The 26495-nt window shown below is 53.5% G+C and carries 24 protein-coding genes; 18 read left to right on the plus strand and 6 right to left on the minus strand.

The genetic code is table 11. The annotated features are described in order from the left end of the window. The first annotated feature begins 72 nt into the window (after positions 1-72). The 6 genes from M0644_RS12140 (at position 73) to M0644_RS12165 (ending at position 3724) form a co-directional block, all read left to right on the plus strand. Positions 73-774 (plus strand): lipid-binding SYLF domain-containing protein, encoded by a 702-nt coding sequence (locus M0644_RS12140; protein WP_286625884.1) that lies wholly within the window; start codon positions 73-75, stop codon positions 772-774. Positions 775-835: 61 nt separating this feature from the next. Then, entirely contained in the window at positions 836-1183 is a 348-nt protein-coding gene (locus M0644_RS12145) for a YbaB/EbfC family nucleoid-associated protein (RefSeq protein WP_149821211.1), read from the plus strand. Positions 1184-1201: 18 nt separating this feature from the next. Beyond that, complete coding sequence (locus M0644_RS12150) at positions 1202-1831, plus strand: response regulator transcription factor (protein ID WP_149821213.1); 630 nt, start codon at positions 1202-1204, stop codon at positions 1829-1831. A 69-nt stretch (positions 1832-1900) separates the two neighbouring features. Then, positions 1901-2137: a hypothetical protein gene (locus M0644_RS12155; protein ID WP_149821215.1), complete on the plus strand. Its 237-nt coding sequence runs from the start codon at positions 1901-1903 to the stop codon at positions 2135-2137. 11 nt (positions 2138-2148) lie between these two features. Next, positions 2149-3156 carry a WD40 repeat domain-containing protein gene (locus M0644_RS12160; RefSeq protein WP_286625888.1) on the plus strand — a complete coding sequence of 336 codons (1008 nt, stop codon included), beginning with the start codon at positions 2149-2151 and terminating at the stop codon, positions 3154-3156. Positions 3157-3205: 49 nt separating this feature from the next. Further along, on the plus strand, positions 3206-3724 hold the full coding sequence (locus tag M0644_RS12165; protein WP_286625889.1) for a DUF4330 domain-containing protein: 519 nt from the start codon (positions 3206-3208) through the stop codon (positions 3722-3724). Here M0644_RS12165 and M0644_RS12170 read toward each other — a convergent pair. After that, the gene (locus tag M0644_RS12170) at positions 3711-4109 is read right to left on the minus strand and encodes a RidA family protein (protein ID WP_149821221.1); all 399 of its coding nucleotides are present in this window, start codon (positions 4107-4109) and stop codon (positions 3711-3713) included. The genes M0644_RS12165 and M0644_RS12170 overlap by 14 nt on opposite strands. 414 nt (positions 4110-4523) lie before the next feature. On the opposite strand from M0644_RS12170, the gene psaA reads away from it, so the two are divergent. The 3 genes from psaA to M0644_RS12185 all read left to right on the plus strand — a co-directional run bounded on the left by psaA (position 4524) and on the right by M0644_RS12185 (position 10912). Continuing rightward, positions 4524-6731, plus strand: coding sequence for a photosystem I core protein PsaA (gene psaA / locus M0644_RS12175; protein WP_399363257.1), 2208 nt, complete (start codon positions 4524-4526; stop codon positions 6729-6731). A 23-nt stretch (positions 6732-6754) separates the two neighbouring features. After that, entirely contained in the window at positions 6755-8980 is a 2226-nt protein-coding gene (psaB, locus tag M0644_RS12180; protein ID WP_149821225.1) for a photosystem I core protein PsaB, read from the plus strand. A gap of 324 nt (positions 8981-9304) precedes the next feature. After that, complete coding sequence (locus tag M0644_RS12185) at positions 9305-10912, plus strand: mechanosensitive ion channel (RefSeq protein ID WP_286625891.1); 1608 nt, start codon at positions 9305-9307, stop codon at positions 10910-10912. A 90-nt stretch (positions 10913-11002) separates the two neighbouring features. Here the strand turns inward: M0644_RS12185 and folE are convergent, their stop codons facing one another. The 4 genes from folE to M0644_RS12205 all read right to left on the minus strand — a co-directional run bounded on the left by folE (position 11003) and on the right by M0644_RS12205 (position 17044). Continuing rightward, the gene (folE, locus tag M0644_RS12190) at positions 11003-11653 is read right to left on the minus strand and encodes a GTP cyclohydrolase I FolE (RefSeq protein ID WP_149821229.1); all 651 of its coding nucleotides are present in this window, start codon (positions 11651-11653) and stop codon (positions 11003-11005) included. A 182-nt stretch (positions 11654-11835) separates the two neighbouring features. Continuing rightward, complete coding sequence (gene ftsH2 / locus M0644_RS12195; protein WP_149821231.1) at positions 11836-13731, minus strand: ATP-dependent zinc metalloprotease FtsH2; 1896 nt, start codon at positions 13729-13731, stop codon at positions 11836-11838. 61 nt (positions 13732-13792) lie between these two features. Beyond that, positions 13793-16180 (minus strand): ATP-dependent DNA helicase RecG, encoded by a 2388-nt coding sequence (gene recG, locus M0644_RS12200; RefSeq protein ID WP_286625892.1) that lies wholly within the window; start codon positions 16178-16180, stop codon positions 13793-13795. Between the two features lie 15 nt (positions 16181-16195). Further along, on the minus strand, positions 16196-17044 hold the full coding sequence (locus M0644_RS12205) for a hypothetical protein (protein WP_149821235.1): 849 nt from the start codon (positions 17042-17044) through the stop codon (positions 16196-16198). 134 nt (positions 17045-17178) lie between these two features. Between M0644_RS12205 and M0644_RS12210 the strand changes: the two genes are divergently transcribed. From M0644_RS12210 to M0644_RS12250, 9 genes are all read left to right on the plus strand, one after another. Continuing rightward, positions 17179-18000, plus strand: coding sequence for an undecaprenyl-diphosphate phosphatase (locus tag M0644_RS12210; protein ID WP_286625894.1), 822 nt, complete (start codon positions 17179-17181; stop codon positions 17998-18000). A gap of 197 nt (positions 18001-18197) precedes the next feature. Next, positions 18198-18992: an RNA polymerase sigma factor SigF gene (locus M0644_RS12215; protein ID WP_149821239.1), complete on the plus strand. Its 795-nt coding sequence runs from the start codon at positions 18198-18200 to the stop codon at positions 18990-18992. A 19-nt stretch (positions 18993-19011) separates the two neighbouring features. Beyond that, positions 19012-20040 carry a circadian clock protein LdpA gene (gene ldpA, locus M0644_RS12220; protein ID WP_286625896.1) on the plus strand — a complete coding sequence of 343 codons (1029 nt, stop codon included), beginning with the start codon at positions 19012-19014 and terminating at the stop codon, positions 20038-20040. Continuing rightward, positions 20033-21736 carry a R3H domain-containing nucleic acid-binding protein gene (locus tag M0644_RS12225; protein WP_149821243.1) on the plus strand — a complete coding sequence of 568 codons (1704 nt, stop codon included), beginning with the start codon at positions 20033-20035 and terminating at the stop codon, positions 21734-21736. Before ldpA ends, M0644_RS12225 begins: the two co-directional genes overlap by 8 nt. 280 nt (positions 21737-22016) lie before the next feature. Next, a complete protein-coding gene (locus M0644_RS12230) occupies positions 22017-22616 on the plus strand; it encodes a hypothetical protein (RefSeq protein WP_149821245.1) in 600 nt (199 codons plus the stop codon). A gap of 105 nt (positions 22617-22721) precedes the next feature. Further along, the gene (locus tag M0644_RS12235) at positions 22722-23300 is read left to right on the plus strand and encodes a hypothetical protein (protein ID WP_286625897.1); all 579 of its coding nucleotides are present in this window, start codon (positions 22722-22724) and stop codon (positions 23298-23300) included. 158 nt (positions 23301-23458) lie between these two features. Beyond that, positions 23459-24490, plus strand: a complete 1032-nt coding sequence (hemE, locus tag M0644_RS12240; RefSeq protein ID WP_286625899.1) for a uroporphyrinogen decarboxylase — start codon at positions 23459-23461, stop codon at positions 24488-24490. Next, on the plus strand, positions 24490-25437 hold the full coding sequence (locus tag M0644_RS12245) for an NAD(P)-dependent oxidoreductase (protein WP_286625900.1): 948 nt from the start codon (positions 24490-24492) through the stop codon (positions 25435-25437). Before hemE ends, M0644_RS12245 begins: the two co-directional genes overlap by 1 nt. Positions 25438-25459: 22 nt before the next feature. Next, positions 25460-25927 (plus strand): EVE domain-containing protein, encoded by a 468-nt coding sequence (locus M0644_RS12250; RefSeq protein ID WP_190278103.1) that lies wholly within the window; start codon positions 25460-25462, stop codon positions 25925-25927. Here M0644_RS12250 and M0644_RS12255 read toward each other — a convergent pair. Further along, on the minus strand, positions 25924-26466 hold the full coding sequence (locus M0644_RS12255) for a hypothetical protein (RefSeq protein WP_149821255.1): 543 nt from the start codon (positions 26464-26466) through the stop codon (positions 25924-25926). The two genes, M0644_RS12250 and M0644_RS12255, sit on opposite strands and share 4 nt — an antisense overlap. Between the last annotated feature and the right edge of the window lie 29 nt (positions 26467-26495).

The raw sequence follows: 26495 nt of genomic DNA on the forward strand, positions 1-26495 counted from the left end.
CAGAAAGGTTCACCCGTCTAACGATATATTGATGCACTGATGAGGGAGATGGCGATGGAATTGCGTTTTGTAATGGGACGCTTATACCGAGTGGGGTCTGTCATGGGGGGGGCGATCGCCCTGATGTTCATCCCCCACACCACCCTTGCCCAAAATGCCCCTGATTCGCGCATGGTGCAGCGGGTCGAGAACGCCACATTTGTCCTTGGCGAGTTTACATTTAACAACAACAACCGCATTCCACCGAGGATTGTCCAGCGCGCTCAAGGGATTGCCATTATTCCCAATGTCGTTCAAGCGGGGTTTCTCTTTGGGGGCCGCCGTGGCGCCGGTATTCTGCTTGTGCGCAATGAAAATAACGAATGGAGTAAGCCCGCCTTTATCACAATGACCGGCGGGAGCTTTGGCCTGCAAATTGGTGCCCAATCCACGGATGTGGTGCTGGCCTTCATGGATAAATCCGTCGTCATGCGCAGCTTGGCGCAGTCCTTTCGTCTAGGGGGCAATGTCTCCGTTGCGGCAGGCCCTGTGGGTGGCGAAGTTGTCAGTCCTACGGATCCGAGTCCCCAAGTCTTTTCCTACACGCGCAGTGCAGGTCTTTTTGCTGGTGTTGCCCTTGAGGGCGCCAATATTAGTTTTGACCGTAGTGCTAGTACCCGCTTCTATGGCCGGCCTAACCTGACGCCAATGCAAATTTTCGAGAACTCGCCCCCCCTCCCTTCCCCTCCCGTCCTCAATGGTCTCTACAATGCCCTTGCCCGTGCAGCGCGCTAATCCCTTCTCAAGACAGTGATAAGATAGCAGTCAATAGTCCGCACTGTATAGAAGGAACACTATGGCACAGGGACAGGGTTTTGGCTTCGGTCTTGGCAAAATGAAGGAGCTGGCCGCAGCCATCCAGAAAGCACAACAAGTTCAAGAAGGCGCCAAGAAGCTGCAGGAAGACCTCGAAAAAATGGACATTGAGGGTCAAGCAGCGGGGGGTGCCGTCAAAGTGGTTATGAGTGGTACCCAAGAACCCCGCCGCGTCGAAATCAGCCCAGATCTCCTGAGTGAAGGGGCTGAAGTGCTCTCTGATTTGGTGACCGCCGCCATGCGCGATGCCTACCAAAAATCCACCGCCACTATGCGGGAACGGATGGAAGAGTTGACAGGTGGTTTGAACGTTCCGGGTCTCGGTTAATGCACTGCCCCGCCCACCATGGCACCCAAGCTACGGCTCCTGATTGTGGAAGATGATCCGATGATGCAACTGGGGCTAGGACAAGCTCTAGGGGAGCAGTTTGCTGTGGTGGGTTATGCCGAAGATGGCTATGGTGCCATTGATATGACACGGCAGTTGCAGCCGCAAGTGGTCATTATGGACATTGGCCTACCAAGGCTAGACGGGATTGCAGTAACCCAACGGCTGAAGCGAGAATTTCCTGACATTCATGTGGTGATGCTCACCTCCCACCAATCGGCTCTTGAGGCCGTTGCCGCCCTTTCTAGTGGTGCTGATGCCTACTGTATCAAGGGAGAAACCGTTGAGCGATTACTGATGGCGATCGCTGCTGCCCAAGAGGGAGCCACCTATCTTGATCCCCAGATTGCCCGCCATGTGATCCAGCACCTGCATCCGCCCCAACCGACAATGGACTATCACCTTTCGCAGCGGGAACTGGATGTCCTGAAGCTGATGGTGGAAGGCTATAGTAACCCTGAAATTGCCAGTAAGCTGTTTCTCAGTCCAAATACTATCAAGACCCATGTGCGGGGTATTTTGAACAAGTTGGCGGTGGATGACCGTGTGCAGGCGGCGGTTGTTGCACTTCGTAACGGTTTAGTCTAGGCCTTCCCCAAGACTCAAGAACACTTGTTATCGTGAAGGGGAACCGTCGGTGTGTTGAGCCTGTGTCCCATGGCATCCTATAGCAATGAGGCAACGGTTTTAGCCTCGGATCAAGAATCATCCTGGATGCTGAAGCGGGAAAAAGCCATTGGTCAAGCGGAAGGCATTATTGACCGGCTCTACGGCATTTATGGTGAGATCTTTGACGTGAATGTGGCGGGGCACTGGCTGATCATTAGCTTGTTTATTGCCCTCATGTTTGCCATGATTGTCGGCATTCAGATCTATTTCGACACCCTCCACTAGGGGCGTAACTGGTGAATTCTCTGATCCCACTAGGACAAACCCAACTTCAAGAGTACGTCACCGCCTTGGCGTGGGGCGATCGCCATCTGTTGGCCGCTTCCGCCGCAGGAGAGGTCTATCACATTGATCCAGAGGTGGGTGAGCAACTCATCTTGCAAACGGCGACCGATCAAAGCTTAACGATCCTCGCGGTGGCGAGCGATCGCCAGTGGTGGGCAGCGGCGGGAGAGCAGGGACGGGTACTCATTGGTTCCTTAGCTCACCCTGAGAATCTTCAGGTGCTCCACTACGGTTCCCACTGGATTGATCAACTGGCTTGGCATCCCACATTGCCTTGGGTTGCCTTTAGTCTTGGTCACTACGTCCAGATTTGGGATGCGGCTCAAGCCGATGTCATTGCCACCCTTGATTTTGCAGCCTCGTCAGTTTTGGCTTTGGCTTGGCAACCTACGGGTGATGCTTTGGCCGTTGCCGGTTATGGCGGTGTACGGGTGTGGTCGGCTAAAGATTGGGATGCCGATCCCCAAGAATTGGGGTTTATGTCTGCGACAGTGGGCGTAGCCTGGTCCGCCACAGGGGAATATTTCGCGGCCAGCAACATGGATCACACCCTTTTTGTCTGGCGTTGGGGCGATCAGTATCCGTGGCAAATGCAGGGCTTTCCCGGTAAAGTGCGGCATCTTCACTGGTTGGAAACCGCCAACCAAGCCCCCCAGCTCCTGAGTAGTTCCCAAGAGGGGATTATCCTCTGGCGCCTCAGCGAGGACGAAAGCGGCTGGCAACCCCAAGTGCTGGATCTGCACCGTGGCACTGTGCGCGCCCTCTCTATTCATCCCCAAGGTCAAGGCTTCGTGTCCAGTGGCGATGAGGGATGGCTGTGTTATTGGCAGCAAACTCAACCGCAGGAGTTACTGCAAGGTGCCCAAGAATACTTCACAACTCTTGCTTGGCACCCCAAGGGATCGTATTTAGCCGCTGGGGGCACCCAAGGGGAACTCTGGGTTTGGCAAGCCGGTTAGGGAGAACCCGTGTGGTAGGATGTTGCTGCGGGTTTAAGCTAGAGTGCCGATGAAACTCATTGATCGCTATGGCCGTCTTTTTGGCAAGCTGAGTCTTCTAGACCTTGGGGCAGGGCTTGTTCTCCTGTGCGTTTTGGCGGGCTTGTTCCTCCTGCCGGGGCGATCGGGCACCTCGTTGGCACAAATGACCGCTGCCCAACCCATTGAAGTAGATGTTCTCGTTCTGGGTCTGAGTACTCCCACTCCCCAAGACCTGATTCCCAAGGGCAGTACCGCCAACTTTATTATTCGCAACCAGCCCTACGGCCAAATCACTGTGAAAAATGTCCAGGTTCTGCCGCGCACAGTTACTGTTTCTCAGCCCGATGGGTCGGTTAAAGCGCTGCCAGATCCCCGCCCAGAGATGGCCTATAGTAGCAACCTGCTCTTGACCCTCGAAGGCCGAGGCCAAATCACTAACAATGGGCCTGTACTGGGAAATACTGGCATCAAAGTAGGGACGCCCGTAGAATTAGAGGGCAAAGAGTATAATTTCCGTGCCTCGGTGATTGCCGTTAGGCCGTTGTAGGACAGTAGGCAATGCAGTCAATTTCAACTTTGACTCCCTTCGGCAGGCGCGATACTTCCACACAGGCACGGGCAGGTGCTGTCTCGGCATCCATGTACTGAGCATAGATTTCATTCATGGCGGCGAAGTCATTGAGGTCTGCAAGATACACGGTTGTTTTCACCACCTGTGACCAATCGCTACCGGCGGCCTTGAGGACAGCACTGAGATTATCCATCACTTGGCGGGTCTGCTCCTTGACATCTTCGCCACCAACAATCTCACCCGTTTTTGGATCAAGGGCAATTTGCCCTGCGAGAAAGACCCATTCCCCATGGCGCACGGCTTGGCTATAGGGGCCGACCGGCCTAGGCGCATCAGTGGTACAAATAATCACTTTTGTCATAAAACTTAAAACAATTTACATATCGGGGGCGATCGCCCCAAAAGCCGATTTTACAGGGAATTGAGCCACGGCCACCTGTATTAAATCAATGGATATGATAGCGCATATATTATGCATTTATACCCCCACAATCATGTCAAGAATTCAAGCATCTTAAATAATGTTAATTATCGGCAAAGTCTGTACTCCCCTTCTATAATGCTGAATTGAGCATTCGCCTCCTGAACGGGCTTTATCGTTCCATTCTGGGTCTTTAGATTCACGATTCTTCACAATCATTGATCTAAAGATCTTTCTATATTGCCGAGGTGAATGCCCTCGTTCCTTCCTTGCCTAAGAGAGAGGAGAGACTCGATGACCATCAGTCCACCGGAGCGAGAGCCAAAGGTCAAAGTCGTGGTTGATAATGACCCGGTGCCCACCTCCTTTGAAAAATGGGCAAAACCCGGGCATTTTGACCGCACCTTGGCCAGAGGCCCCCAAACCACCACATGGATTTGGAACCTCCACGCTCTTGCCCACGATTTCGATACACACACGAGCGACCTTGAAGATATTTCCCGCAAGATCTTCAGTGCACACTTCGGCCATCTGGCTGTGGTGTTCATCTGGCTGAGTGGGATGTACTTCCACGGTGCAAAATTCTCAAACTATGAGGCTTGGCTGGCCGATCCCACCGGTATCAAGCCCAGTGCTCAAGTGGTCTGGCCCATTGTGGGTCAAGGCATTCTCAATGGTGATGTCGGCGGTGGTTTCCACGGCATCCAAATCACCTCGGGGCTATTCCAACTGTGGCGTGCCTCTGGGATCACCAATGAGTTCCAGCTTTACTGCACCGCAATCGGTGGCTTGGTCATGGCTGGCTTAATGCTCTTTGCAGGCTGGTTCCACTATCACAAGCGCGCTCCTAAGCTGGAATGGTTCCAAAGCGTGGAATCCATGCTCAACCACCACCTCGCCGGCTTGCTTGGCTTGGGGTCTTTGGCTTGGGCAGGTCACCAGATCCACGTCTCGCTACCCATCAACAAACTCTTGGATGCAGGGGTTGCTGCTAAGGATATTCCCTTGCCCCACGAGTTTATCCTTAACCCCAGCTTGATGGCCGACCTATATCCCAAAGTGGATTGGGGTTTCTTGAGTGGCGTCATTCCCTTCTTCACCTTTAATTGGGCTGCCTACTCGGATTTCCTGACCTTTAACGGCGGCTTGAACCCTGTTACCGGTGGCCTGTGGCTGTCGGATACGGCTCACCATCACGTGGCGATCGCCGTCCTCTTCATCGTTGCCGGTCACATGTACCGCACCAACTGGGGAATCGGCCACAGCCTCAAAGAGATTCTTGAAGCCCACAAAGGCCCCTTCACCGGTGCCGGCCACAAAGGTCTGTACGAAGTGCTGACCACCTCTTGGCATGCCCAACTGGCGATCAACCTAGCCATGATGGGTTCGCTGAGCATTATTGTGGCGCAGCACATGTATGCAATGCCCCCCTATCCTTACTTGGCTACCGACTATCCCACCCAACTGTCGCTGTTTACCCACCACATGTGGATTGGCGGTTTCCTGATTGTGGGTGGTGCTGCCCACGGTGCCATCTTCATGGTGCGTGATTACGATCCGGCCATGAATCAAAACAACGTTCTGGATCGGGTACTGCGCCATCGCGATGCCATCATTTCTCACCTGAACTGGGTGTGCATCTTCTTGGGCTTCCACAGCTTCGGCCTGTACGTCCACAACGACACGATGCGCGCCTTTGGTCGTCCCCAAGATATGTTCTCGGATACGGGGATTCAACTTCAGCCCGTGTTTGCCCAATGGGTACAACACCTGCACACCCTAGCCCCCGGTGGCACTGCTCCCAATGCAGCAGCGACCGCTAGTGTTGCCTTTGGTGGTGATGTGGTTGCAGTCGGTGGCAAAGTCGCCATGATGCCCATTGTTCTGGGAACGGCCGACTTCATGGTGCACCATATTCACGCTTTCACGATCCACGTGACAGTGCTGATTCTGCTGAAGGGCGTCCTCTTTGCCCGCAGCTCTCGCCTCATTCCCGATAAAGCCAACTTGGGCTTCCGCTTCCCCTGCGATGGTCCCGGTCGTGGCGGTACCTGCCAAGTCTCCGGTTGGGATCACGTCTTCTTGGGTCTGTTCTGGATGTACAACTGCATCTCTGTTGTAATTTTCCACTTCAGTTGGAAGATGCAGTCGGATGTCTGGGGTACTGTTGCTCCCGATGGCACGGTATCTCACATCACGGGCGGTAACTTTGCCCAAAGTGCCATCACCATCAATGGCTGGCTACGGGACTTCCTGTGGGCACAAGCTTCTCAGGTGATTGGCTCCTATGGTTCAGCCCTATCCGCCTATGGTTTGTTGTTCTTGGGTGCTCACTTCATTTGGGCCTTCAGCCTCATGTTCCTCTTCAGTGGTCGTGGCTACTGGCAAGAGCTGATTGAGTCCATTGTTTGGGCCCACAACAAGCTGAAAGTTGCACCGGCCATTCAGCCCCGTGCCCTGAGCATTATTCAAGGCCGTGCCGTCGGTGTAGCCCATTACCTCCTAGGGGGGATTGCCACTACTTGGGCATTCTTCCTAGCTCGGATTATTTCTGTAGGATAGGGGCGAGGAGGAGATAACCAACTATGGCAACTAAATTTCCGAAGTTTAGCCAAGACCTCGCACAGGATCCGACCACACGCCGGATTTGGTACGCCATCGCCATGGCTCACGACTTTGAAAGCCACGATGGCATGACCGAGGAAAATCTTTACCAGAAGATTTTTGCCTCCCACTTTGGGCATCTGGCCATCATCTTCCTGTGGGTGTCTGGTAGCCTATTCCACGTTGCGTGGCAGGGGAACTTTGAACAATGGATTCAAGACCCTGTCAACACCCGTCCCATCGCCCATGCGATCTGGGATCCTCAATTTGGCAAAGCCGCAGTGGATGCCTTTACCCAAGCGGGGGCTTCTAACCCTGTGGACATTGCCTACTCCGGTGTCTATCACTGGTGGTACACCATCGGTATGCGCACCAACGGTGACCTCTACCAAGGTGCCATCTTCCTGCTGATTCTGGCTTCGCTGGCCCTCTTTGCCGGCTGGCTGCACCTACAACCCAAATTCCGTCCTAGCCTCTCTTGGTTCAAAAATGCCGAATCGCGGTTGAACCACCACTTGGCGGGTCTGTTTGGGGTTAGCTCCTTGGCTTGGGCGGGTCACCTGATTCACGTGGCCATTCCCGAGTCCCGTGGTCAGCACGTGGGCTGGGATAATTTCCTGAGTACCATGCCCCACCCCGCTGGTTTGGCGCCTTTCTTTACGGGCAACTGGGGTGTCTATGCCCAAAACCCTGACACGGCTAGCCACGTCTTTGGCACGGCAGAGGGGGCGGGAACGGCGATTCTCACCTTCTTGGGTGGCTTCCATCCCCAAACGGAGTCCCTGTGGCTCACGGATATGGCGCACCACCACCTTGCCATTGCGGTGCTCTTTATTGTGGCGGGTCACATGTACCGCACCCAGTTTGGGATTGGCCACAGCATTAAAGAGATGATGGATGCCAAGGACTTCTTTGGCACGAAGGTGGAAGGTCCCTTCAACATGCCTCACCAAGGCATCTATGAAACCTACAACAACTCGCTGCACTTCCAGTTGGGTTGGCACTTGGCCTGCTTGGGCGTGATCACCTCCTTGGTGGCACAGCACATGTACTCGCTGCCACCCTATGCCTTCATTGCCCAAGACCACACCACGATGGCTGCCCTCTATACCCATCACCAGTACATCGCTGGCTTCTTGATGGTGGGTGCCTTTGCCCATGGTGCCATCTTCTTGGTGCGGGACTATGATCCAGCCCAAAACAAAGGCAACGTGTTGGATCGGGTGCTGCAACATAAAGAGGCGATTATTTCCCACCTAAGCTGGGTGTCCCTCTTCTTGGGCTTCCACACCTTGGGTCTCTATGTCCACAACGATGTCGTGGTGGCCTTTGGTACCCCCGAAAAGCAAATCCTGATTGAGCCGGTGTTTGCTCAGTTCATTCAAGCGGCCCATGGCAAACTGCTTTACGGTTTTGATACGCTGCTGTCGAACCCCGATAGCATTGCCAGCACTGCTTGGCCGAACTACGGTAACGTCTGGCTCCCTGGTTGGCTCGATGCCATCAACAGTGGTACCAACTCCTTGTTCTTGACGATTGGCCCCGGTGACTTCTTGGTGCACCACGCCATTGCCCTAGGTCTGCACACCACCACCTTGATTTTGGTCAAAGGTGCGTTGGATGCCCGTGGTTCCAAACTGATGCCAGATAAAAAAGACTTTGGCTATGCTTTCCCCTGTGATGGCCCTGGCCGTGGCGGTACCTGCGATATTTCTGCATGGGATGCCTTCTATCTAGCGATGTTCTGGATGCTGAACACCATTGGCTGGGTTACCTTCTACTGGCACTGGAAACACCTTGGTGTCTGGGAAGGCAATGTGGCTCAGTTCAACGAAAACTCTACCTACCTCATGGGTTGGCTGCGGGATTACCTCTGGTTGAACTCGTCGCAGCTCATCAATGGCTACAACCCCTTTGGTACTAATAACCTGTCGGTATGGGCATGGATGTTCCTGTTTGGTCACCTTGTGTGGGCTACAGGCTTCATGTTCCTGATTAGCTGGCGCGGTTACTGGCAAGAGCTGATTGAAACCTTGGTGTGGGCACACGAGCGCACTCCCTTGGCCAACTTGGTGCGTTGGAAAGACAAGCCGGTGGCGCTGTCCATTGTGCAAGCCCGTTTGGTGGGTTTGGCTCACTTCAGTGTTGGCTATGTCTTGACCTACGCGGCCTTCTTGATTGCTTCAACCGCCGCCAAGTTCGGTTGATCGAGTTGAGATAACTTTCGTTCAGTCCCCTGCCCTCGTGGTGGGGGATTTTTGTTTTTGATAAGTTTGATAAAAAGTTGTAGCTGCTTGTTTCAAGTCGGCAGCAAACTAGTTCCTTGCCAACGACTAAAGTTAGGGATTTGTAACGTATCTCAATATACTAGTCCCCTAAAAACGTTTTCAATGACATCACGCTACTTTTTAGATATCCTAGGACTGAATTTTGCCATTGATGAGATTGGGTTTTAACTGAGGACGGTTGTAATGCGTGATACATTTAACCTAGCTATTTTGAGGTTTTCATCTAAGAGCCCTATTGAAGGCTTGTTGGCTCAAATTAGTACTGAAGAAACTTCCCAAATTGTCGGTGAAAATTCAGTGAATCCAGCTTTTGACCTTAACAATTTGGGGAGCCTTTTAGCGCAAGTCATTATTGCAGTTGCTTTGTTGCTCATTGGCTGGATTGTTGCCACTATTCTGGCAAAGATAACACGCTCGGTTTTGAAACGACTGCGCGTTGATGAACGATTGACCCAGTTCTTTGGTGGCAGTGAGTCGCTTCAGAGCATATCAGTGACTGCTATTCTGGCAGCAGTGGTTTTTTGGGTCATCTTTTTGCTGGCGGTGGTGGCCTTTTTGGATGCCCTGCGGCTAACAACGGTTTCCCAGCCCCTCAATGCGTTTCTCAATCAAGTTTTTAGTTTCCTGCCCAAGCTGGGGGCAGCCATCTTGCTGGCGGATGTGGCTTGGGTAGTGGCGACCATATCAAAAATGGTGGTTACTCAGTCCGCCCGTTCTTTGAATTTGGATCGCCAACTCCCCCTAGAATCTGAGGGGAATGGTTCCTCAGAGGGGCCGGCCACCATGTCTGTGGCTGAGATGTTGGGAAATACCCTCTATTGGTTTGTTTTTCTTTTCTTCCTGCCCTTAATTTTGGGGGTGCTTGATCTGCAAGGCTCATTGCAGCCTGTACAAAATCTCTTGAATGATATTCTAGGGGCACTGCCTTTTGTCTTTAAGGCGGTGATTATCGCGGTTGTTGGTTGGTTTATTGCCCGCATTGTCCGCAGCTTAGTCGTTAACTTAATGACGGCCATGGGGATTCAGCGCATTGGTCAGCGCCTCGGTCTAGGGCAAACCAGTTTAGGGGAATCCCTAGCAACGGTCATCGGTACGATTGTCTATGTCTTAGTCTTGATTCCCACGGCGATCGCCAGCCTTGACGCGTTGCAAATTGTGGCCATTACGGAACCGGCAACGGCAATGCTCAACCAAGTGCTGACGGCATTGCCGAAAATTTTTACTGCAGCCATTATTCTGCTGCTGGCCTATGTAATTGGCCGCTTTGTGGCGGAGACGCTTACCAATTTCCTACAAACCATCGGCTTTGATCAAGTGTTTGTCTGGCTAGGTCTAGAGCGTCCGACGGTGGATTCTCAGGAGTCTCAGCCTGCGGAGGCACCCGAGCAGCGCTGGCGACAGCCCTCAGAAGTGATGGGCATCGTTGCCCTTGTTGGCGTTTTGTTATTTGGGGCGATCGCTGCCGTTGATGTACTGGATATTCCTGCTCTCAGTGCTTTTGTCACTGCCCTAGTAGTGGTGATTGGTCGGGTGTTGGTCGGAACGCTGATCTTTGCGGTAGGATTGTATTTTGCCAATTTAGTGTTTCGGCTTCTTGCCAGTTCTGGCACCTCCCAAGGGCGTTTTCTCGCTCAGGCGGCGCGGCTAGCAACGATGACATTTGTGGGGGCAATGGCTTTGCAACAGATGGGCATCGCAACAAGTATTGTCAATTTAGCCTTTGGCTTGCTCTTTGGTTCTATTGCGGTGGCGATCGCCCTCGCCTTTGGGTTGGGATGCCGGCAAATTGCCGCGTCTCAAGTTGAAGAATGGCTGAATCTGCTTAAGGGCAGGAATTCCGAAAATTCTTGAGCAAGGTAGTGGAGTAAGTTAACGCAGGAACGCTGTTTTAGCCACCAGAGGGGGAGAAATATTTCCTCTCCCCCTTGTCTGCTAATCAGGCTAGCGGAAGGAGGGTTGGTGGCGGATCAGATCTAGGAACTCTTGGCGGGTGCGGGCATCTTCAGCAAACACCCCTTGCATTGAACTGGTGACCGTCCAAGAGCCCGGTTTTTGTACACCTCGCATCACCATACACATATGGGTGGCCTCAACAACCACAGCCACCCCTTGCGGTTTCAGGAGTCCTTGCAAAGCATCTGCAATTTGTTGGGTTAGGCGCTCCTGCACCTGTAGCCGCCGCGCATACATCTCGCAAATGCGGGCAATTTTTGACAGGCCAATGACCCTGCCATTGGGAATGTAGGCGACATGGGCACGACCAATGATTGGCAGAATATGGTGCTCACAACAACTAAAGAGATCGATGTCGCGCACTAAGACCATCTCATTGGTGTCTTCGTAAAAAACGGCGTCATTCAGTAGGTCATCCAAGGATTGGCGGTAGCCACTGGTTAAAAACTTCAAGGCTTGCACAACCCGTTTGGGGGTATCCCGCAGGCCTTCGCGATCGGGATTTTCCCCTAGCCCGATGAGGAGTGTGCGAACCGCCTGCTCCATCTCAGCATCCGACACCTGGGTCGAGACGCAGGTGGGTATACTTTCAAGGCTGCTTTGCACGGTTAACAACTGGTTACGGGATTGCTGGGACATAGGGTACCTAAAATAATAACGATTATCATTCTATTTACTGGTGGAAATGGTGTCAATGAAACTGACATGAAAGTCGGTTTAGTTGAGCATAGAATTTACAGGGGAAAGGCAGTCAAAATAAAATCCCCCTCATCCGCACTGGGAGAGGGGTTAGGGTGATTGAATCTACTAATTTAGCTTATCTAAAGCTGCGGTACAAAGCGCTCTTTATCGGGAACAACGGTGTATTCAGCAACAATTTGCCGGAACTCTTCACCATCAATGGTTTCTTTCTCTACTAGGAGATCAACGAGGCGGTCAATGACCACGCGATTGTCCCGGATAATCTTGATGGCGAGTTCGTAGCTGTGCTGCACCAACTCCCGCACTTGGGCATCAATGCGCGCCGCAATTTCTTCGGAGTATTCTGTTCGAGACACCAAGTCCCGCCCCAAGAACACTTCACCGTTTTGGGTTTCCAAGGAGAGAGGTCCTAGATCTGACATACCAAAGCGGGTCACCATTTGCCGTGCCATTGCTGTCACTTGCTGCAGGTCATTGCCAGCACCAGTCGTGACCTCAGCATCGCCAAAGACGACGTATTCAGCCGCTCGGCCCCCAAGGGCACCGGCCATCCGCGCCATGAGTTGCGATCGCGAGATCAGACCAGAATCCTCTGAGGGCATGAACCAAGTGAGACCACGGGCTTGACCGCGGGGCACCAACGTCACTTTTTGGACAGGATCGTGCTCTTTAAGCAGTGTCCCGACAATGGCATGACCCACTTCGTGGTAGGCGATGAGGCGCTTGCTCTTGCCGTCAATCAGCGGTGTGCCCTCCATACCAGCGACAACCCGATCCACGGCATCGTCAATTTCCAGCATGGTGATGGCGGGTTTCCGCCGACGGGCCGTGAGAATCGCTGCTTCATTGAGGAGGTTGGCCAAATCGGCTCCCGTAAAGCCGGGGGTACGGCGAGCGATCGCCTCAAGGGAAACTTCAGGCGCCAATTTCTTGTTGCGGGCATGCACCTTGAGAATCGCCAAGCGACCCTTAATATCCGGCGCATCCACCACCACCTGTCGGTCAAAACGACCCGGACGCAGGAGAGCCGCATCCAAGACATCCGGGCGGTTGGTTGCCGCAATCACAATGATGCCGGTATTCCCCTCAAAGCCATCCATTTCGGTCAGCAGTTGGTTGAGGGTTTGCTCCCGCTCATCGTTACCGCCGCCAATGCCAGCCCCGCGTTGGCGACCCACAGCATCAATTTCATCAATAAAGATGAGACAGGGAGCGTTTTCTTTGGCTTTGCGGAACAGATCCCGGACGCGGGAGGCACCAACACCAACAAACATCTCGACAAATTCTGAACCCGAGATGGAGAAGAAGGGTACCCCTGCCTCACCGGCGATTGCCTTGGCCAGCATCGTTTTCCCTGTGCCGGGTGGCCCTACTAGTAGCACCCCTTTGGGAATGCGAGCACCCACCGCTGTAAATTTCTCGGGCTTCTTCAGGAAGGTGACCACCTCTTGTAGTTCTTCCTTGGCTTCATCGACACCAGCAACATCGTCAAACATGACACCCGTTTTGGCCTCCATTTGGAAGCGGGCGCGAGACTTACCAAAGTTCATCGCCTGACCTGGGCCTCCGGGCACGTTGCTGGAGCGGCGGAAGAGGAAAAAGAGTCCTCCCAAGAGCAAGACGGGGAAGAGTAAATTACCCAAGAGTCCCCACAGGGCACCATCATTGCGAGCCGGATGAACATCAATTTCTACGTGCTGCTCCCGCAGTTTACTAATGACTTCTGGAGCCGTCCCCGGCATATCTACCCGTACCCGCAGGGGGCGACCGTTAATCAGTTCCGGATCAGAGACATCCACAATGGCGGTGCGACCATTATCGAAAATGTCCACTTTACTAATGCGACCCGCATCTAAATAGTTGAGGAATCGCCCATAGCTCATGCGCGTACTGGCGGTATTCAGAGGAGGCTGACTTTGATTGAGCATAAAGTTGCTCGCCCCCTGCCAGAGGAGAACCCCCATGAGCAGTAGGGGGATTGACCAAAGGAGAACAGTTTTCCAAGAGACTTTCATTGGCGGCGCTTTTTATCAGGTTCTTAACTAAATTTAACATATCCCTCCCAAAGGGGGGGTATTAGTTCATCATGCCCTCAAGCAGGCGATCGCGCCGCTGCTGGAGAACTGCCTGCAGCAGAGGATAGCCCCGTAACTCAGGATCCTGGGCGATCAGTTCACTGGCCGCCGATCGCGCCGCCTCTAGGCAATCTTGATCCTCAACGAGGCTAGCGAGGGCAAAGTCCGGTAATCCCGATTGCCGCGTCCCCAACACCTCCCCCGGACCGCGCAGCCGCAGATCCATCTCTGCAATAAAGAAGCCATCCTGAGACTGTGCCAGCACATTCAGCCGTTGCTTGGCAACATCATTGCGAGAACTATTGAGCAGCAGACAATAGGACTGTTGGGCACCCCGCCCCACCCGCCCCCGCAGTTGATGGAGTTGGGATAGGCCAAAGCGTTCGGCATGTTCAATGAGCATCACCGTGGCATTGGGGACATCCACCCCCACCTCAACCACCGTGGTAGCCACCAGAATATCCAATTCCCCCTTGGCAAAGGCTTGAATTGTCGCATCCTTTTCACTCGATACCATGCGACCGTGGAGCAGCCCGACCCGAAAATTGGGAAAAATCTCCGTTTGTAATCGCTCGTGCTCGGCAATGGCGGATTTCAGATCCAGTTTTTCCGATTCCTCAACCAACGGCAGGACAATATACGCTTGCCGCCCTTGGGCTACTTCCCGACGGATTAAATCGTAGGCGCAGGAGCGATCGCCCCGTCCCAAGACGGTTGTTTGAATCGGCTGCCGACCGGGGGGCAATTCATCAATTTGACTCACATCCAAATCCCCATGGAGGGTCAAGGCAAGCGTGCGGGGAATCGGTGTCGCCGTCATGGTCAACACATGGGGCAGGAGTCCTTTAGCTTGCAGCTTTGCCCGTTGCGCCACCCCAAAGCGGTGCTGTTCATCAATAACCACGAGACCGAGGCGCTGAAACGTCACCCCCTCTTGGATCAGAGCGTGGGTGCCCACCAGCACCGGCAATTCCCCTGTTGCCAATTGATCCAGAATCTGGCGGCGCTTGGCTGTACGTATCGATCCTGTGAGCAGTTCCACCGGCACATGGAGGGGGGTGAGCCATTCCAAGAGCTTGCGATAGTGCTGCTCTGCCAGAACCTCCGTGGGTGCCATTAGTGCCCCTTGATAGCCGGACTGCACTGCCGCCAATAGGGCAATCACTGCAACAACCGTTTTCCCTGACCCCACATCCCCTTGGACAAGGCGATTCATGGGAATCGGGCGCTCTAAATCCGCCAAAATTTCCGCCACTACCCGCTGCTGCGCCCCTGTGAGTTGAAAGGGCAGCCCTTGGTAAAACTGCTCAATCAGTTCCCCTTGGGGATTGAGGGGGGCACTGGCCTGCTGTTGCTGCTGGCGCCGCCGTTGCAGTAAGCCCAGTTGCAGGTAAAAAAATTCATCAAAAATCAGCCGCCGCCGTGCCAGACTCAGTTGCGTTCGATCCGGCGGAAAGTGAATGTGCCGTAGCGCCATGTCTAAGGGCAGGAGTTGGTGACGTTGGCGTAGCCCCTGCGGTAGGGGATCAGGATAGCCCTGCACCAAGGGCAGAACGCGATCGACCGCACGGCGAATCACATCGGGAGATACCCCCTCCGTTAAGGGATAGACCGGCACAATACGGCCAATCGTGAGGGAGTCTATTTCTGCCCCAGCATGATCCAGCACTTCCAACTGCGGATCTTCAAGGGTAAGGCCATACTTTGTCAGTTTCACGAGGCCAGAGGCAGCCACAATGGTCTGTGGGGCATAGAGGCGTTTTTGCTGCTCTTGCCACCCCCGTTGGGCATAGCGGGCACCCGCATAGAAGCGACTCAGGCGAATTTGCCCGGTGCGATCTTGAAGAACAATTTCTAAGATCGTCAGCTTGGCATTGCGGGGACTGGTAAAACAGTTGCAACGGCGGACTTTACCCACAAGGGTGACGGTCTCCCCAGCTTGCAGTTGCTGAATCGAGACTTGGCGGGCATAGTCAATGTGATCGCGGGGGAAGTAGTAAATGAGATCCGCAACCCTATAAAGCCCGAGTTTTTCCAGTTTCGCCGCAGTGCGCTCACCAATCCCATTCACTGTTTTGAGCGCTTGATCGAGGGGACGGGGGCGCGGGGGTGGACTTGTGAGTTGTTTGTGGACATCGTGGAGCAGTTGGCGCGTTTTCACCACGAGGTGTTGTCGTTGGCTGGGGGAGAGATCGTTGTAGTGGGCATAGGCTGCCGCCGTTTCCTGCCAGCGATCGCGCATCTGAAGGGGGAGTTGTTGCAGAGGGGCTTGCATTAACGCTGCGTGTAAATACTCATTAAACCGATAGGTATTGCCCTGAAGGTTGCAAAAACCCCGCGCCGTTTCAATGGCAAGGGCGCGTTGTAGGCGTGGCCAGTCAAGGGACACAGCAGGCCTCCTTCCCTATTGCTCACCATCCATTGCTTCGGGGACACTGGCGGTCGCGTCTGCGGCTTCATTGGCTTTCCACGTTTGCCACCATACCCGACTGGCCTTGAGAACCAGATATTGCCGCTGTTTTTTATGCAGTTGCTTCTGGAGGGTGGCCAGACGTGCTTCCAGTTGGCGAATTTGACTGCGCTGATTGCCGAGGGGGGGATGCTGAAACTCCAGTTCCTCAAGTTGCAGGTAAATGGCTGCCATGGGGTGATGACTGGAAGATTCCCTTGGGGACTCACTGGTGTCTCGCTCCTCTTCGCCCTCCTCTTGTAGTTTCTGCTCATCTAGCATCATCGTCAACAAATGGGGAATCCGCCCAAGGGGACGATTTTCTGCCTTACTGGCAATCTCTAAAATGACCGCGATTGGGGCAGGCGGTAAGATAGCCGCCCGTTGTAGTAGATGGTTAATCTTGAGCGAACTTTGATAAAGAACTTGGCTCAATTGCTCCGATAGGGAGGGGGGTTCCTGTTCCTTGGTTGCGTCTTCTTCCCCATTCGTTGCCTCTTGCCTTGCAGTTGAGTCTTCTTGGCGACGGGTCTGTAGGCTTAAAATCGTGGTTTCCAAGGCGATCGCCAGTTCAACAATCTGACGCTGAAGGTCCTGTCGCTCTGGGTCTGCAAGGGTCAAAAATTGCTCTGGAAAGACTTGGGTGCACACCTGATAACTAACCGTGATCAACTGCTGGCGGGCAATGGGGGCGAGCATTTCTAGATAGACATCATAAAGCTGACGCATTTCCGCCAAGGCGGCCAATAGCATCCCCTGTAACCCTAAAATTTCCCGCTCAACGGCTTCTAAGTTACCCGACATACACGCCTAACCGGCAAAACAGTGCTGCTGCGTTTAAGAAGACTGTTTCTACAATCTATTACAAAATCTTGGCGAGGATAGCCTGTTCACCGACTCATGGCAAGATGGTGGGGTTGCAAAGGTGAGACAGAAACGTGAATATTATTCTCTGGCTGCAAGCAGTCATCCTCGGCTTCGTGCAAGGTATTACAGAGTTCTTGCCCATTAGCAGTACCGCTCACTTGATTCTCTTTAGTGACCTCTTGGGGTGGAAAAGTGTCTGGCATAAAACTGCCCTAGATGCGATGCAATTTGGTAGCGTGATCGCGGTTTTTGGCTATTTCTGGCAGGATATTCGCCAAATTGTCCAAGGGGCTTGGCAGGCATGGCAACAGCGGAATTGGCAGCGGGAAGAATGGAAACTGTTGGTTGGGATCACGGTGGGCACGATTCCCGCACTAGCGGCAGGACTTCTTCTGAAATGGGCCAAAGTCGAGTTGGATCGGCCTCAGATCATTGCCACGATGGCGATCGCCATGGCAATTCTTTTGGGACTCGCAGAAAAATGGGGTTCCCGCAAACGCACCTATCAAGACATTGGCATTTTAGATGGCTTTCTAGTGGGTTGTGGCCAGATGATTGCCCTGCTGCCGGGGGCTTCGCGTTCAGGATCGACGCTAACGACAGCTTTATTTTTAGGGCTGGAGCGGCAAACAGCGGCGCGCTTTTCTTTTCTGTTGGGCATTCCCACACTGACGATCGCCACCCTTGTCCAAGCCAAAGATGTTTTTGATGAGGGGACGCTGTTTATTCCTCTTGTGATTGCCACACTCTCGAGCATGGTTTTTTCCTATTTGGCAATCGCTTGGCTGCTGCGATTCCTGCAACGCCATTCCACTTGGGTTTTTATCTGGTATCGCATTGGCTTGGGAACTGCATTGTGGGGCGCGATCGCCCTCGGTAGTCTGCGAACCTAAGGAACAACATTTAGCAAAATTTAACCTAACCTGTGGTCGAGATCACAGGGAAACTACAGAGGCTTTGCCATACTGAGTATGAAATAGTGAAAGTAGGGAAAATTGTACAGGGACGCGATCGCTCTACAATGACGTGAGCAAGTAGCGCCCTAGCCGCTTACTTTGGAAACGGTAGGGAAACCAAACCATGGGTGTCTATGTCCAATAGGGCACTGAGTACTGATCATACTGACCTAAAGGGTTCTACCTTGTCTCTGTTGCAGGCATACCAAGACAACCCTGCACGCGAATTGCGGAATCGCCTTGTCGAGTTGAACATGGGACTGGTACGCAAGGAAGCCCATCGCTGGGTACAGTGCACCCAAGAAAGCTTTGACGACCTGATGCAAGTGGGCACCCTTGGCCTCATTCACGCCATTGAACGCTTTGATCAAAGTAAGGGAGTGGCCTTTAGTTCCTTTGCCATTCCCTACATTCGCGGTGAGATTCAACACTACCTGCGGGATAAAAGTCCGCAAATTCGCGTCCCCCGTCGTTGGCAAACCCTCCAAAGCCAAGCAAAGCGAGTCATTCAGGAGTTACGCCAACAACTGCAGCGTCCCCCCAGCGATAGTGAAATTGCCCAAGCCCTCGATGTCCCCCTTGAAGAATGGCAAGCGGCAAAATTTGCCAACTACCACACCACCCCGGTCAGCCTAGATGCCCCCACCTTTGAGGGTGAGGAAGATGCTGTTTCCCTCGGTGACATCGTGCCCGATCAACGGTACCAAAGTTTTCAACTCGCCCAAGAAGATCGCATTCGTTTGCAGCAGTGTCTGCAAAAACTAGAAGCCCGCACCTGTCAGATTCTGGAATTTGTCTTTTTGTACGATTTGAGTCAAAAAGAAACCGCTGAACGCTTGGGTCTAAGTGCGGTCACAGTCTCTCGCCAGATTAAAAAAGGCCTCCAAGCCCTACAACGGATGATGAGTCACGACGAGGCTGAATCCTGAAAACGCATAAAATATATTTATGGTTGATTTTGCTGCCCCCCTAGCGGCTTTAGCGGCACATCGTTGGTTCAAACTCATTAACGGTGCCAGTTTCCAAGATGTTGCCCAAATCTATAACCTGACCTTGGCCTATGCACTGGCAGGGGCTGATTGTATTGATGTGGCCGCCGACCCTGCCGTGATTTACGCGGCTAATGACGCTTTGACGGTTGCGGCAAGCCTTGGGGCCACTCGCCCCCTGCTGATGGTGAGCATCAACGATGGTGCTGACCCCCATTTTCGTAAGGCCACGTTTGATCCGAGTCGCTGTCCGCCAGGGTGCGATCGCCCCTGTGAACGCATTTGCCCTGCCACTGCCATTCGCTTTGATGAACAGGTGCAGGGGGTGGTGCGCGATCGCTGTTATGGTTGTGGCCGCTGTTTACCCCTCTGCCCCTTGGGCTTGATTCGCACCGATGAGCAACCCGCAGTCTTTGAGCAAATCACGCCCCTGATCCAGGCGGGCACGATCCAAGCCCTCGAAATTCATACTCAACCCCAACGCTACAGCGCCTTTCACGAGCTTTGGCAGCGAGTTCGTCCTTGGGTGCGCTATTTACAGGTGCTGGCCATCAGTTGTCCCCAAGGAGAGGGAGTAATTGACTATTTGCGCTGGATCAATGGGCAGATTCAACCGTTGGAATGTGCCCTCATTTGGCAGGCGGATGGTCGTCCCATGAGTGGCGATATTGGTGATGGCGCAACGCGAGCCACCATTCAATTGGGTCAAGCCATTTTAGGGGCAAATTTACCCGGATTTGTGCAGTTGGCGGGCGGCACAAATGGCCATACGGTTGCTAAACTCAGGGCAATGGGATTGCTAGATCCACAGGGAATTGCTGGTGTTGCCTATGGTAGTTATGCTCGCAAACGCCTTGCCCCTTTCCACGCGATCGCCGACCAACCTTGGCAAACTGTTCCTGCCGTCCTTGCAGCGGCTGTTGCTGAAGCAGCTACCCTTGTGTCTCCTTTGAAATCTGTCCCGTCACCCTCTGTACCCTATGGCTGAATTGACTGCTGGACAACGCCAAGTCACTGACGATCTCGATCAATTATTGGCGATCCTACCGCCGCCCCTTGGACAGTCTCTCACCGATCATCCGCAGCGGGAAGAACTCTTAGAAATCGTTCTCGATTTGGGGCGATTGCCGGAAGCACGGTTTATCCACAGCACCCAATACCTTGCCGAGACGCCCGTCAGCCGTGAGATGTTGCAATATGCCGTGGATCGGGTGGGCGAGTTTAGTGGTGACAATCGCGCTGGGATTGAGCGTACGCTGCACCGCATTAGTGCCCTGCGCAATCGCCAAGGAACGATTATTGGCTTGACCTGCCGGGTGGGGCGAGCCGTCTTTGGCACGATTGGTATGATTCGCGACTTGGTCGAAAGTGGCCAGTCTATTTTGCTTTTAGGTCGCCCCGGTGTTGGTAAAACAACGGCACTACGGGAAATTGCCCGCGTCTTGGCCGATGAGTTGCACAAACGGGTAGTGATTATTGACACCTCTAATGAAATTGCGGGCGACGGTGATATTCCCCATCCAGCGATTGGCAAGGCACGACGAATGCAGGTGGCTCGCCCGGAACTTCAGCATCAGGTGATGATTGAGGCGGTGGAAAACCACATGCCCCAAGTGATTGTCATTGATGAGATTGGCACCGAACTAGAGGCACTAGCAGCACGCACCATTGCGGAGCGAGGCGTACAACTGATTGGTACTGCCCACGGCAACCAAATTGAGAACCTGATGAAAAACCCCACCCTTGCCGACTTGGTGGGGGGCATTCAATCGGTCACCCTTGGGGATGAAGAAGCGCGGCGGCGCGGCACCCAAAAAAGTGTGCTCGAACGGAAGGCTCCCCCCACGTTTCAAATGGCAGTGGAAATGCTGGAGCGCGATCGCTGGGCTATACATCTCGACGTGGCTGCTAGTGTGGATCTGCTGCTGCGGGGTCGCCAACCGTCACCTGAAATTCGCAGTGTTGCCGCCGATGGCTCAGTGGTGATTAGTCGTTCTGAGCCGACTCCCCAGCGATTGGAGGTCAAACCCCTGTCCCAGCGTCCCTCTTGGCGCAACAGTGGCCAGATGCTACCCATCCCTGAGGGCACTAAAGAACCCCTACGAGCCAATTTTGCCCAACTACTGGAGGCAACCCTAGAGGCGCCCACGGTCGGCCCCAATGGTGAGGAACTGCCCCTGCATGTCTTTCCCTACGCCGTCAGCCGCCACCATTTGGAGCAAGCCATTCGCACCTTGCAGCTGCCCATTATTGTCACCAAGGACATTGATCAAGCAGATGTTATTTTGACGCTGCGCTCCCACCTCAAGGGAGAAAGCAAGCTGCGGCACCTTGCCCATATTCATCACCTGCCGGTGCATGCCATTAAAACCAACAGCATGGCTCAAATTGTGCGGGGACTGCGACAGCTGCTTGGCATGGAAGACCCCAGCCCAGCGGAATCAGCGGATCTTTCCCTTTTTAGTCCGACAGGGAGCGATGATGAGCTAGAGGCCCTTGAAGAGGCACGCTTAGCCGTTGAAGAAATTGTAATTCCCAAGGGTCAAGTGGTGGAGTTGTTACCGCGATCGGCCAACATTCGGCGAATGCAACACGAGTTGATTGAGCACTACCAGTTGACCTCCTGTAGCTTTGGGGAAGAGCCGAATCGGCGGCTGCGGATTTACCCGAATCTGTCACGCTAATTAGGGATTTACCGGCGCCTGCAAAAAGGCACCTCTGCGCTCAATGGGCAAAATATGCTGCAACCGCCAAGGGCAATGGCCTGCTTGGGGAGGCCAAAAATGACACTGGTGGCCTCATCTTGGGCGCAGTAAGTATAGTTTGGGCATGAATGCAGGTTCCTGTTTGTCAGCGGCTGAGGTTTAGAAATTGTGCGAGTAGTTGATCATTCATGGGTTCTATTCCCTAGGCTATGATCGTATAGAAAATATCGGAATTTGTCGGCAATCATCAATCAAGTCAATGACACAAGCATACACCCCTGAAGATGTTTGGCGATTATTAGGCGAGCTATTAGAAGCCCAAAAGGAAACTGAGCGGCGTTTTCAGGAAACTGAGCGGCGTTTTCAGGAAACTGAGCGGCGTTTTCAAGAGACTGAGCGTTTACTACGGGAAGAAGCACAACAGCTCAACCAACAGATTGGTAAATTGGGTAACCGTCTTGGGGAATTTGTGGAATGGCAAGTACGTCCAGCCGTGCTGCGCTTATTTCAGAGTCGGGGGATTGCCGTCTCTCAACTCTACAGCGATGTGATTCTCCAAGATGGGAACGAGAGCCTAGAGATTGATCTGTTGGTCGTTAACACCGATGAAGCCGTTCTCGTTGAGGTGAAAACCAAGCTCAGCCAAAGTGATGTGGATGAACACCTAGAGCGGATTGCCAAATTTCGCCGTTTGGCTCATCAGTATCGGGGTACAAAACTCTTGGGAGCCGTGGCGGGGATGATTGTGCCCCCTGAGGTGGCTCGCTATGCCTATCGGCAGGGTCTATTTGTGTTGGCACAGTCGGGAGATGGCGTGGCAATTCTCAACGACCCGCAGTTTCAGCCCCGCGCGTGGTAAAGCATAGTGGCAGTGCCCTTGCGCAGTTTATGATGGAAATTCTCTGAGTGCCTCCTAGGCTATGATGAGAGGGTTAGCTGTAGCCTAGAAAACCCGACCAAGATCATGACACAAGCATACACCCCTGAAGATGTTTGGCGGTTATTGGGGGAGTTACTGGAAGCTCAAAAGGAAACAGAACGCCGATTTCAAGAAACTGAGCGGCGTTTTCAAGAGACTGAACGGTTACTGCGAGAAGAAGCTCGCCAACTTAACCAACAAATTGGCAAACTGGGTAACCGTCTTGGGGAATTTGTGGAATGGCAAGTACGTCCAGCCGTGCTGCGCTTATTTCAGAGTCGGGGGATTGCCGTCTCTCAACTCTACAGCGATGTGATTCTCCAAGATGGGAACGAGAGCCTAGAGATTGATCTGTTGGTCGTTAACACCGATGAAGCCGTTCTCGTTGAGGTGAAAACCAAGCTCAGCCAAAGTGATGTGGATGAACACCTAGAGCGGATTGCCAAATTTCGCCGTTTGGCTCATCAGTATCGGGGCACAAAACTCTTGGGAGCCGTGGCGGGGATGATTGTGCCCCCTGAGGTGGCTCGCTATGCCTATCGGCAGGGTCTATTTGTGTTGGCACAGTCGGGGGATGGGGTGGCAATTCTCAACGACCCGCAGTTTCAGCCCCGCGCGTGGTAAAGCAAGGGAATTCTCCTCTGAGGTGTGGGAGCGATCGCCCCCTAGGGTATGATTGTAGGGTTAAACTCTGTGAATCGTAGGCAACCCCTGAGTGCAATGGGTCTTGCTGAGCAACGTTTCCAGAGCGGTTGAAAACGATTGGAATTACACATTTTAGGATGACCACCCCTTTACTCCTACGTGCTGCCCGTGGTGAAAGCGTTGAGCGTCCCCCCATTTGGTTGATGCGGCAAGCTGGACGCTACATGAAGGTCTATCGTGACCTGCGCGATCGCTATCCCTCGTTTCGTCAGCGATCGGAAATCCCTGAACTGGCTATTGAAATTTCACTCCAACCCTTTCGTGCCTTTGCCCCAGACGGTGTGATTCTCTTTTCGGATATTCTCACGCCCCTGCCAGGGATTGGTATTCCCTTTGACATTGTCGAGAGTAAAGGGCCAATCATTGATCCACCCATCCGTACCCTTGAGCAGGTGCAACAACTCCATCCCTTGGAACCGGAAGCGGCCTGTCCTTTTATTCGCCCGATTCTCTCAACCCTGCGCCAAGAGGTGGGCGATCGCGCCACGGTGCTGGGGTTTGCCGGTGCCCCTTGGACACTTGCCGCCTATGCCATTGAGGGCAAAAGCTCCAAGGACTACATTGAAATCAAAACCATGGCCTACCGTGAGCCAGAGTTGCTCCACAAGTTCTTAAACCATTTGGCCACTGCCATTGCCGACTACCTGTGCTATCAAATTGACTGTGGTGCTCAGGTGGTGCAATTGTTTGATTCGTGGGCGGGTCAACTCAGCCGTCAGGACTACGATAGCTTTGCCTTCCCCTACCAAAAGCAGGTGGTTCAGCAAGTTAAAGCCGTCTATCCTGATGTGCCCATCATCCTCTATATCAATGGCAGTGCCGCAGTGGTCGATCGCATGGCAGCAACTGGGGCAGATATTGTCAGCCTTGACTGGACTGTGGACATCGGCACGATTCGCCAGCAGTTTCCTGCCAGTGTCGGTCTGCAGGGGAATTTAGACCCCATCACACTCTTTGCCCCCCAGCCAGTGCTCAAGGAACGAGCGCTAGCCATTATCGAAGCGGGTCGCAAGGGCAAATATATCTTTAACCTTGGCCACGGCGTTCTCCAAGGAACCCCTGAGGAGAATGTGGCCTTTCTTTTTGATCTGGTGAAGTCCCTCGGCTAATGCGCATCTTAATCACGGGTGCCACTGGTTGCATTGGCCAGTACATCGCTGAGGCGCTGATCCAAGAGACGGATCATGAGCTCTTTTTGCTGGTGCGGAATCCAGCCCGGTTGCAAGTTGATCCTGACCAGCGCCCCGGAGTGAACGTCATTCAGGGGGATCTGATGGATCTGACGCCCTTAGCACCGCTACTGCCCACCCTCGATGTTGCGATCCTAACGGCAACCGCTTGGGGAGGGAACAATGTCTTTGCCATCAACTACGAGCAAACTTGCCATCTCCTCAAGCAACTGGAGCCGCAACGCTGCCAGCGGGTCTTTTATTTTTCAACGGCAAGTATCCTCAATCATCAAATGGAACCGCTGCCGGAAGCAGGCACCTTGGGAACGGATTATATTCGCTCCAAGTATGAGTGTCTCCATGCCATTGAGCAGTTACCCGTGGGCGATCGCGTGATTGAACTGTTTCCGACAATGGTGTTTGGCGGCGGGTCTGATGGTAAGCGTCCCTCGTTCATCACTGAGGGCATGCGCGAAGTTCTCAAGTGGCTGTGGTTGGCTCGCTTTTTCCGCGCTGATGCCAGTTTTCACTTTGTCCATGCCCGCGATATTGCCCAAGTGGTTCTCTACCTGTTGCAGCATCCTGAGTATCCCGTACCGCGTCGGGTGGCTCTGGGTAATCCGCCAATTACTGTCAATGAGATGTTGGCGCAGTTGTGCGCTGCGGCAAAGCTGCCCATCTATTTGCAAGTCCCCTTGACACTGCCAGTGATCAACTTCTTTGTGCGGGTATTTCGAGTGCAGATGTCGCCGTGGGATTATTTTTGCTTGAACTATCGTAACTTCACCTATGACACCGTGCTCAATCCCCAAACCTTGGGGCTAACTCCCTACTGTGCAACCGTTGAGGATTTGCTACGCTGTAGCTTGGGCACAGCAGACCTCTAAACCCACAGTTAAAGAGTCTTTCATGGCAGGGATTTGGTTACTGAAGTCGGAGCCAAGCGTTTTTTCTTGGCAGGATTTGCAGGCAGCCCCACAACAAACCACCTGTTGGGAAGGAGTACGCAACTACCAAGCCCGCAATTTTATTCGCGATCAAATGCAGGTGGGCGATCGCGTGCTCTTTTACCACAGTAATGCCAACCCACCAGCCATCATGGGCATTGCCGAAGTCGTCAAGGCCGCCTATCCCGACCACTTTGCTTGGGATGCGGACAGTCGCTACTTTGACCCCAAAAGCACGCCTGACAATCCCCGCTGGTTCATGGTGGATATTCAGTATCGCCGCGATTTTTCGCCACCAATTACACTTCCAGAACTGCGGCAAACGCCCGGCCTAGAGGGGATGCTGCTGTTGCAAAAGGGCTGCCGTCTCTCGGTACAACCGGTCACCGAACAGGAGTGGCAGATTATTCTCGGTTTGCGATCGCCTTAGGGTTGGCGAGGCAGACGGCGCAAATAGGGTAAATTTTTCAGGTGGCGATCGCTAGAGTATTGAAAGCCAAAATCCGCATATTCTGCGGTATTCACCAGTCGCCGAAAGGCCGATAAGCCAATCCGCCGCTTGCCATCGAGGGTACTCACCTTGGAGTTGGGGTTGTCTGGGTTGCCGCCCAAGAGTTGAAAGGCCTCTTCGGGAGTCAGCCACTCCTTACTGGGATCACCGGTGGGAATTTTTTCCTCGAGGTGTTTGAGCTTGGTGACGAGGCTTTCCCATAGGTTGCGGCGCGGTTGTTGCTGCTGCGAACGAGCGGTCAGCGATCGCCACAGTAGTTGCAGCTGCACCCCCAAATACTGGAAAAATCGCTTGATCAACCGCCCGATCTGACTCAAAAGCAGGGGTAATCCCGTGGGCGGCGGTGGGGGCGATCGCTCGATGACCACCGTACTCCAACCGCAGACACTACACACTTGGCGGCCAGAGGACAAGGGCTTTCCTAAACGAGCACCACAGCGAGGGCAAGTTTCCAGCATTTGTTGCGTTTTACGACTGATGAATCAAA

Origin of the sequence: Thermosynechococcus sp. B1, assembly GCF_030322985.1 — a bacterium.
In the GTDB taxonomy this organism is placed as follows: domain Bacteria; phylum Cyanobacteriota; class Cyanobacteriia; order Thermosynechococcales; family Thermosynechococcaceae; genus Thermosynechococcus.

Bases quoted from the DNA above. Each gene is read 5' to 3' on its own strand.
- folE (WP_149821229.1), bottom strand. From the start codon at position 11,653: ATGTCCCAGCAATCCCGTAACCAGTTGTTAACCGTGCAAAGCAGCCTT.
- M0644_RS12170 (WP_149821221.1), bottom strand. From the start codon at position 4,109: ATGACAAAAGTGATTATTTGTACCACTGATGCGCCTAGGCCGGTCGGC.
- M0644_RS12150 (WP_149821213.1), top strand. From the start codon at position 1,202: ATGGCACCCAAGCTACGGCTCCTGATTGTGGAAGATGATCCGATGATG.
- M0644_RS12250 (WP_190278103.1), top strand. From the start codon at position 25,460: ATGGCAGGGATTTGGTTACTGAAGTCGGAGCCAAGCGTTTTTTCTTGG.
- M0644_RS12165 (WP_286625889.1), top strand. From the start codon at position 3,206: ATGAAACTCATTGATCGCTATGGCCGTCTTTTTGGCAAGCTGAGTCTT.
- M0644_RS12155 (WP_149821215.1), top strand. From the start codon at position 1,901: ATGGCATCCTATAGCAATGAGGCAACGGTTTTAGCCTCGGATCAAGAA.
- ldpA (WP_286625896.1), top strand. From the start codon at position 19,012: ATGGTTGATTTTGCTGCCCCCCTAGCGGCTTTAGCGGCACATCGTTGG.
- ftsH2 (WP_149821231.1), bottom strand. From the start codon at position 13,731: ATGAAAGTCTCTTGGAAAACTGTTCTCCTTTGGTCAATCCCCCTACTG.
- M0644_RS12215 (WP_149821239.1), top strand. From the start codon at position 18,198: ATGTCCAATAGGGCACTGAGTACTGATCATACTGACCTAAAGGGTTCT.
- M0644_RS12145 (WP_149821211.1), top strand. From the start codon at position 836: ATGGCACAGGGACAGGGTTTTGGCTTCGGTCTTGGCAAAATGAAGGAG.
- M0644_RS12235 (WP_286625897.1), top strand. From the start codon at position 22,722: ATGACACAAGCATACACCCCTGAAGATGTTTGGCGGTTATTGGGGGAG.
- M0644_RS12230 (WP_149821245.1), top strand. From the start codon at position 22,017: ATGACACAAGCATACACCCCTGAAGATGTTTGGCGATTATTAGGCGAG.
- psaB (WP_149821225.1), top strand. From the start codon at position 6,755: ATGGCAACTAAATTTCCGAAGTTTAGCCAAGACCTCGCACAGGATCCG.
- M0644_RS12255 (WP_149821255.1), bottom strand. From the start codon at position 26,466: ATGCTGGAAACTTGCCCTCGCTGTGGTGCTCGTTTAGGAAAGCCCTTG.
- M0644_RS12225 (WP_149821243.1), top strand. From the start codon at position 20,033: ATGGCTGAATTGACTGCTGGACAACGCCAAGTCACTGACGATCTCGAT.
- M0644_RS12245 (WP_286625900.1), top strand. From the start codon at position 24,490: ATGCGCATCTTAATCACGGGTGCCACTGGTTGCATTGGCCAGTACATC.
- M0644_RS12140 (WP_286625884.1), top strand. From the start codon at position 73: ATGGGACGCTTATACCGAGTGGGGTCTGTCATGGGGGGGGCGATCGCC.
- M0644_RS12205 (WP_149821235.1), bottom strand. From the start codon at position 17,044: ATGTCGGGTAACTTAGAAGCCGTTGAGCGGGAAATTTTAGGGTTACAG.
- hemE (WP_286625899.1), top strand. From the start codon at position 23,459: ATGACCACCCCTTTACTCCTACGTGCTGCCCGTGGTGAAAGCGTTGAG.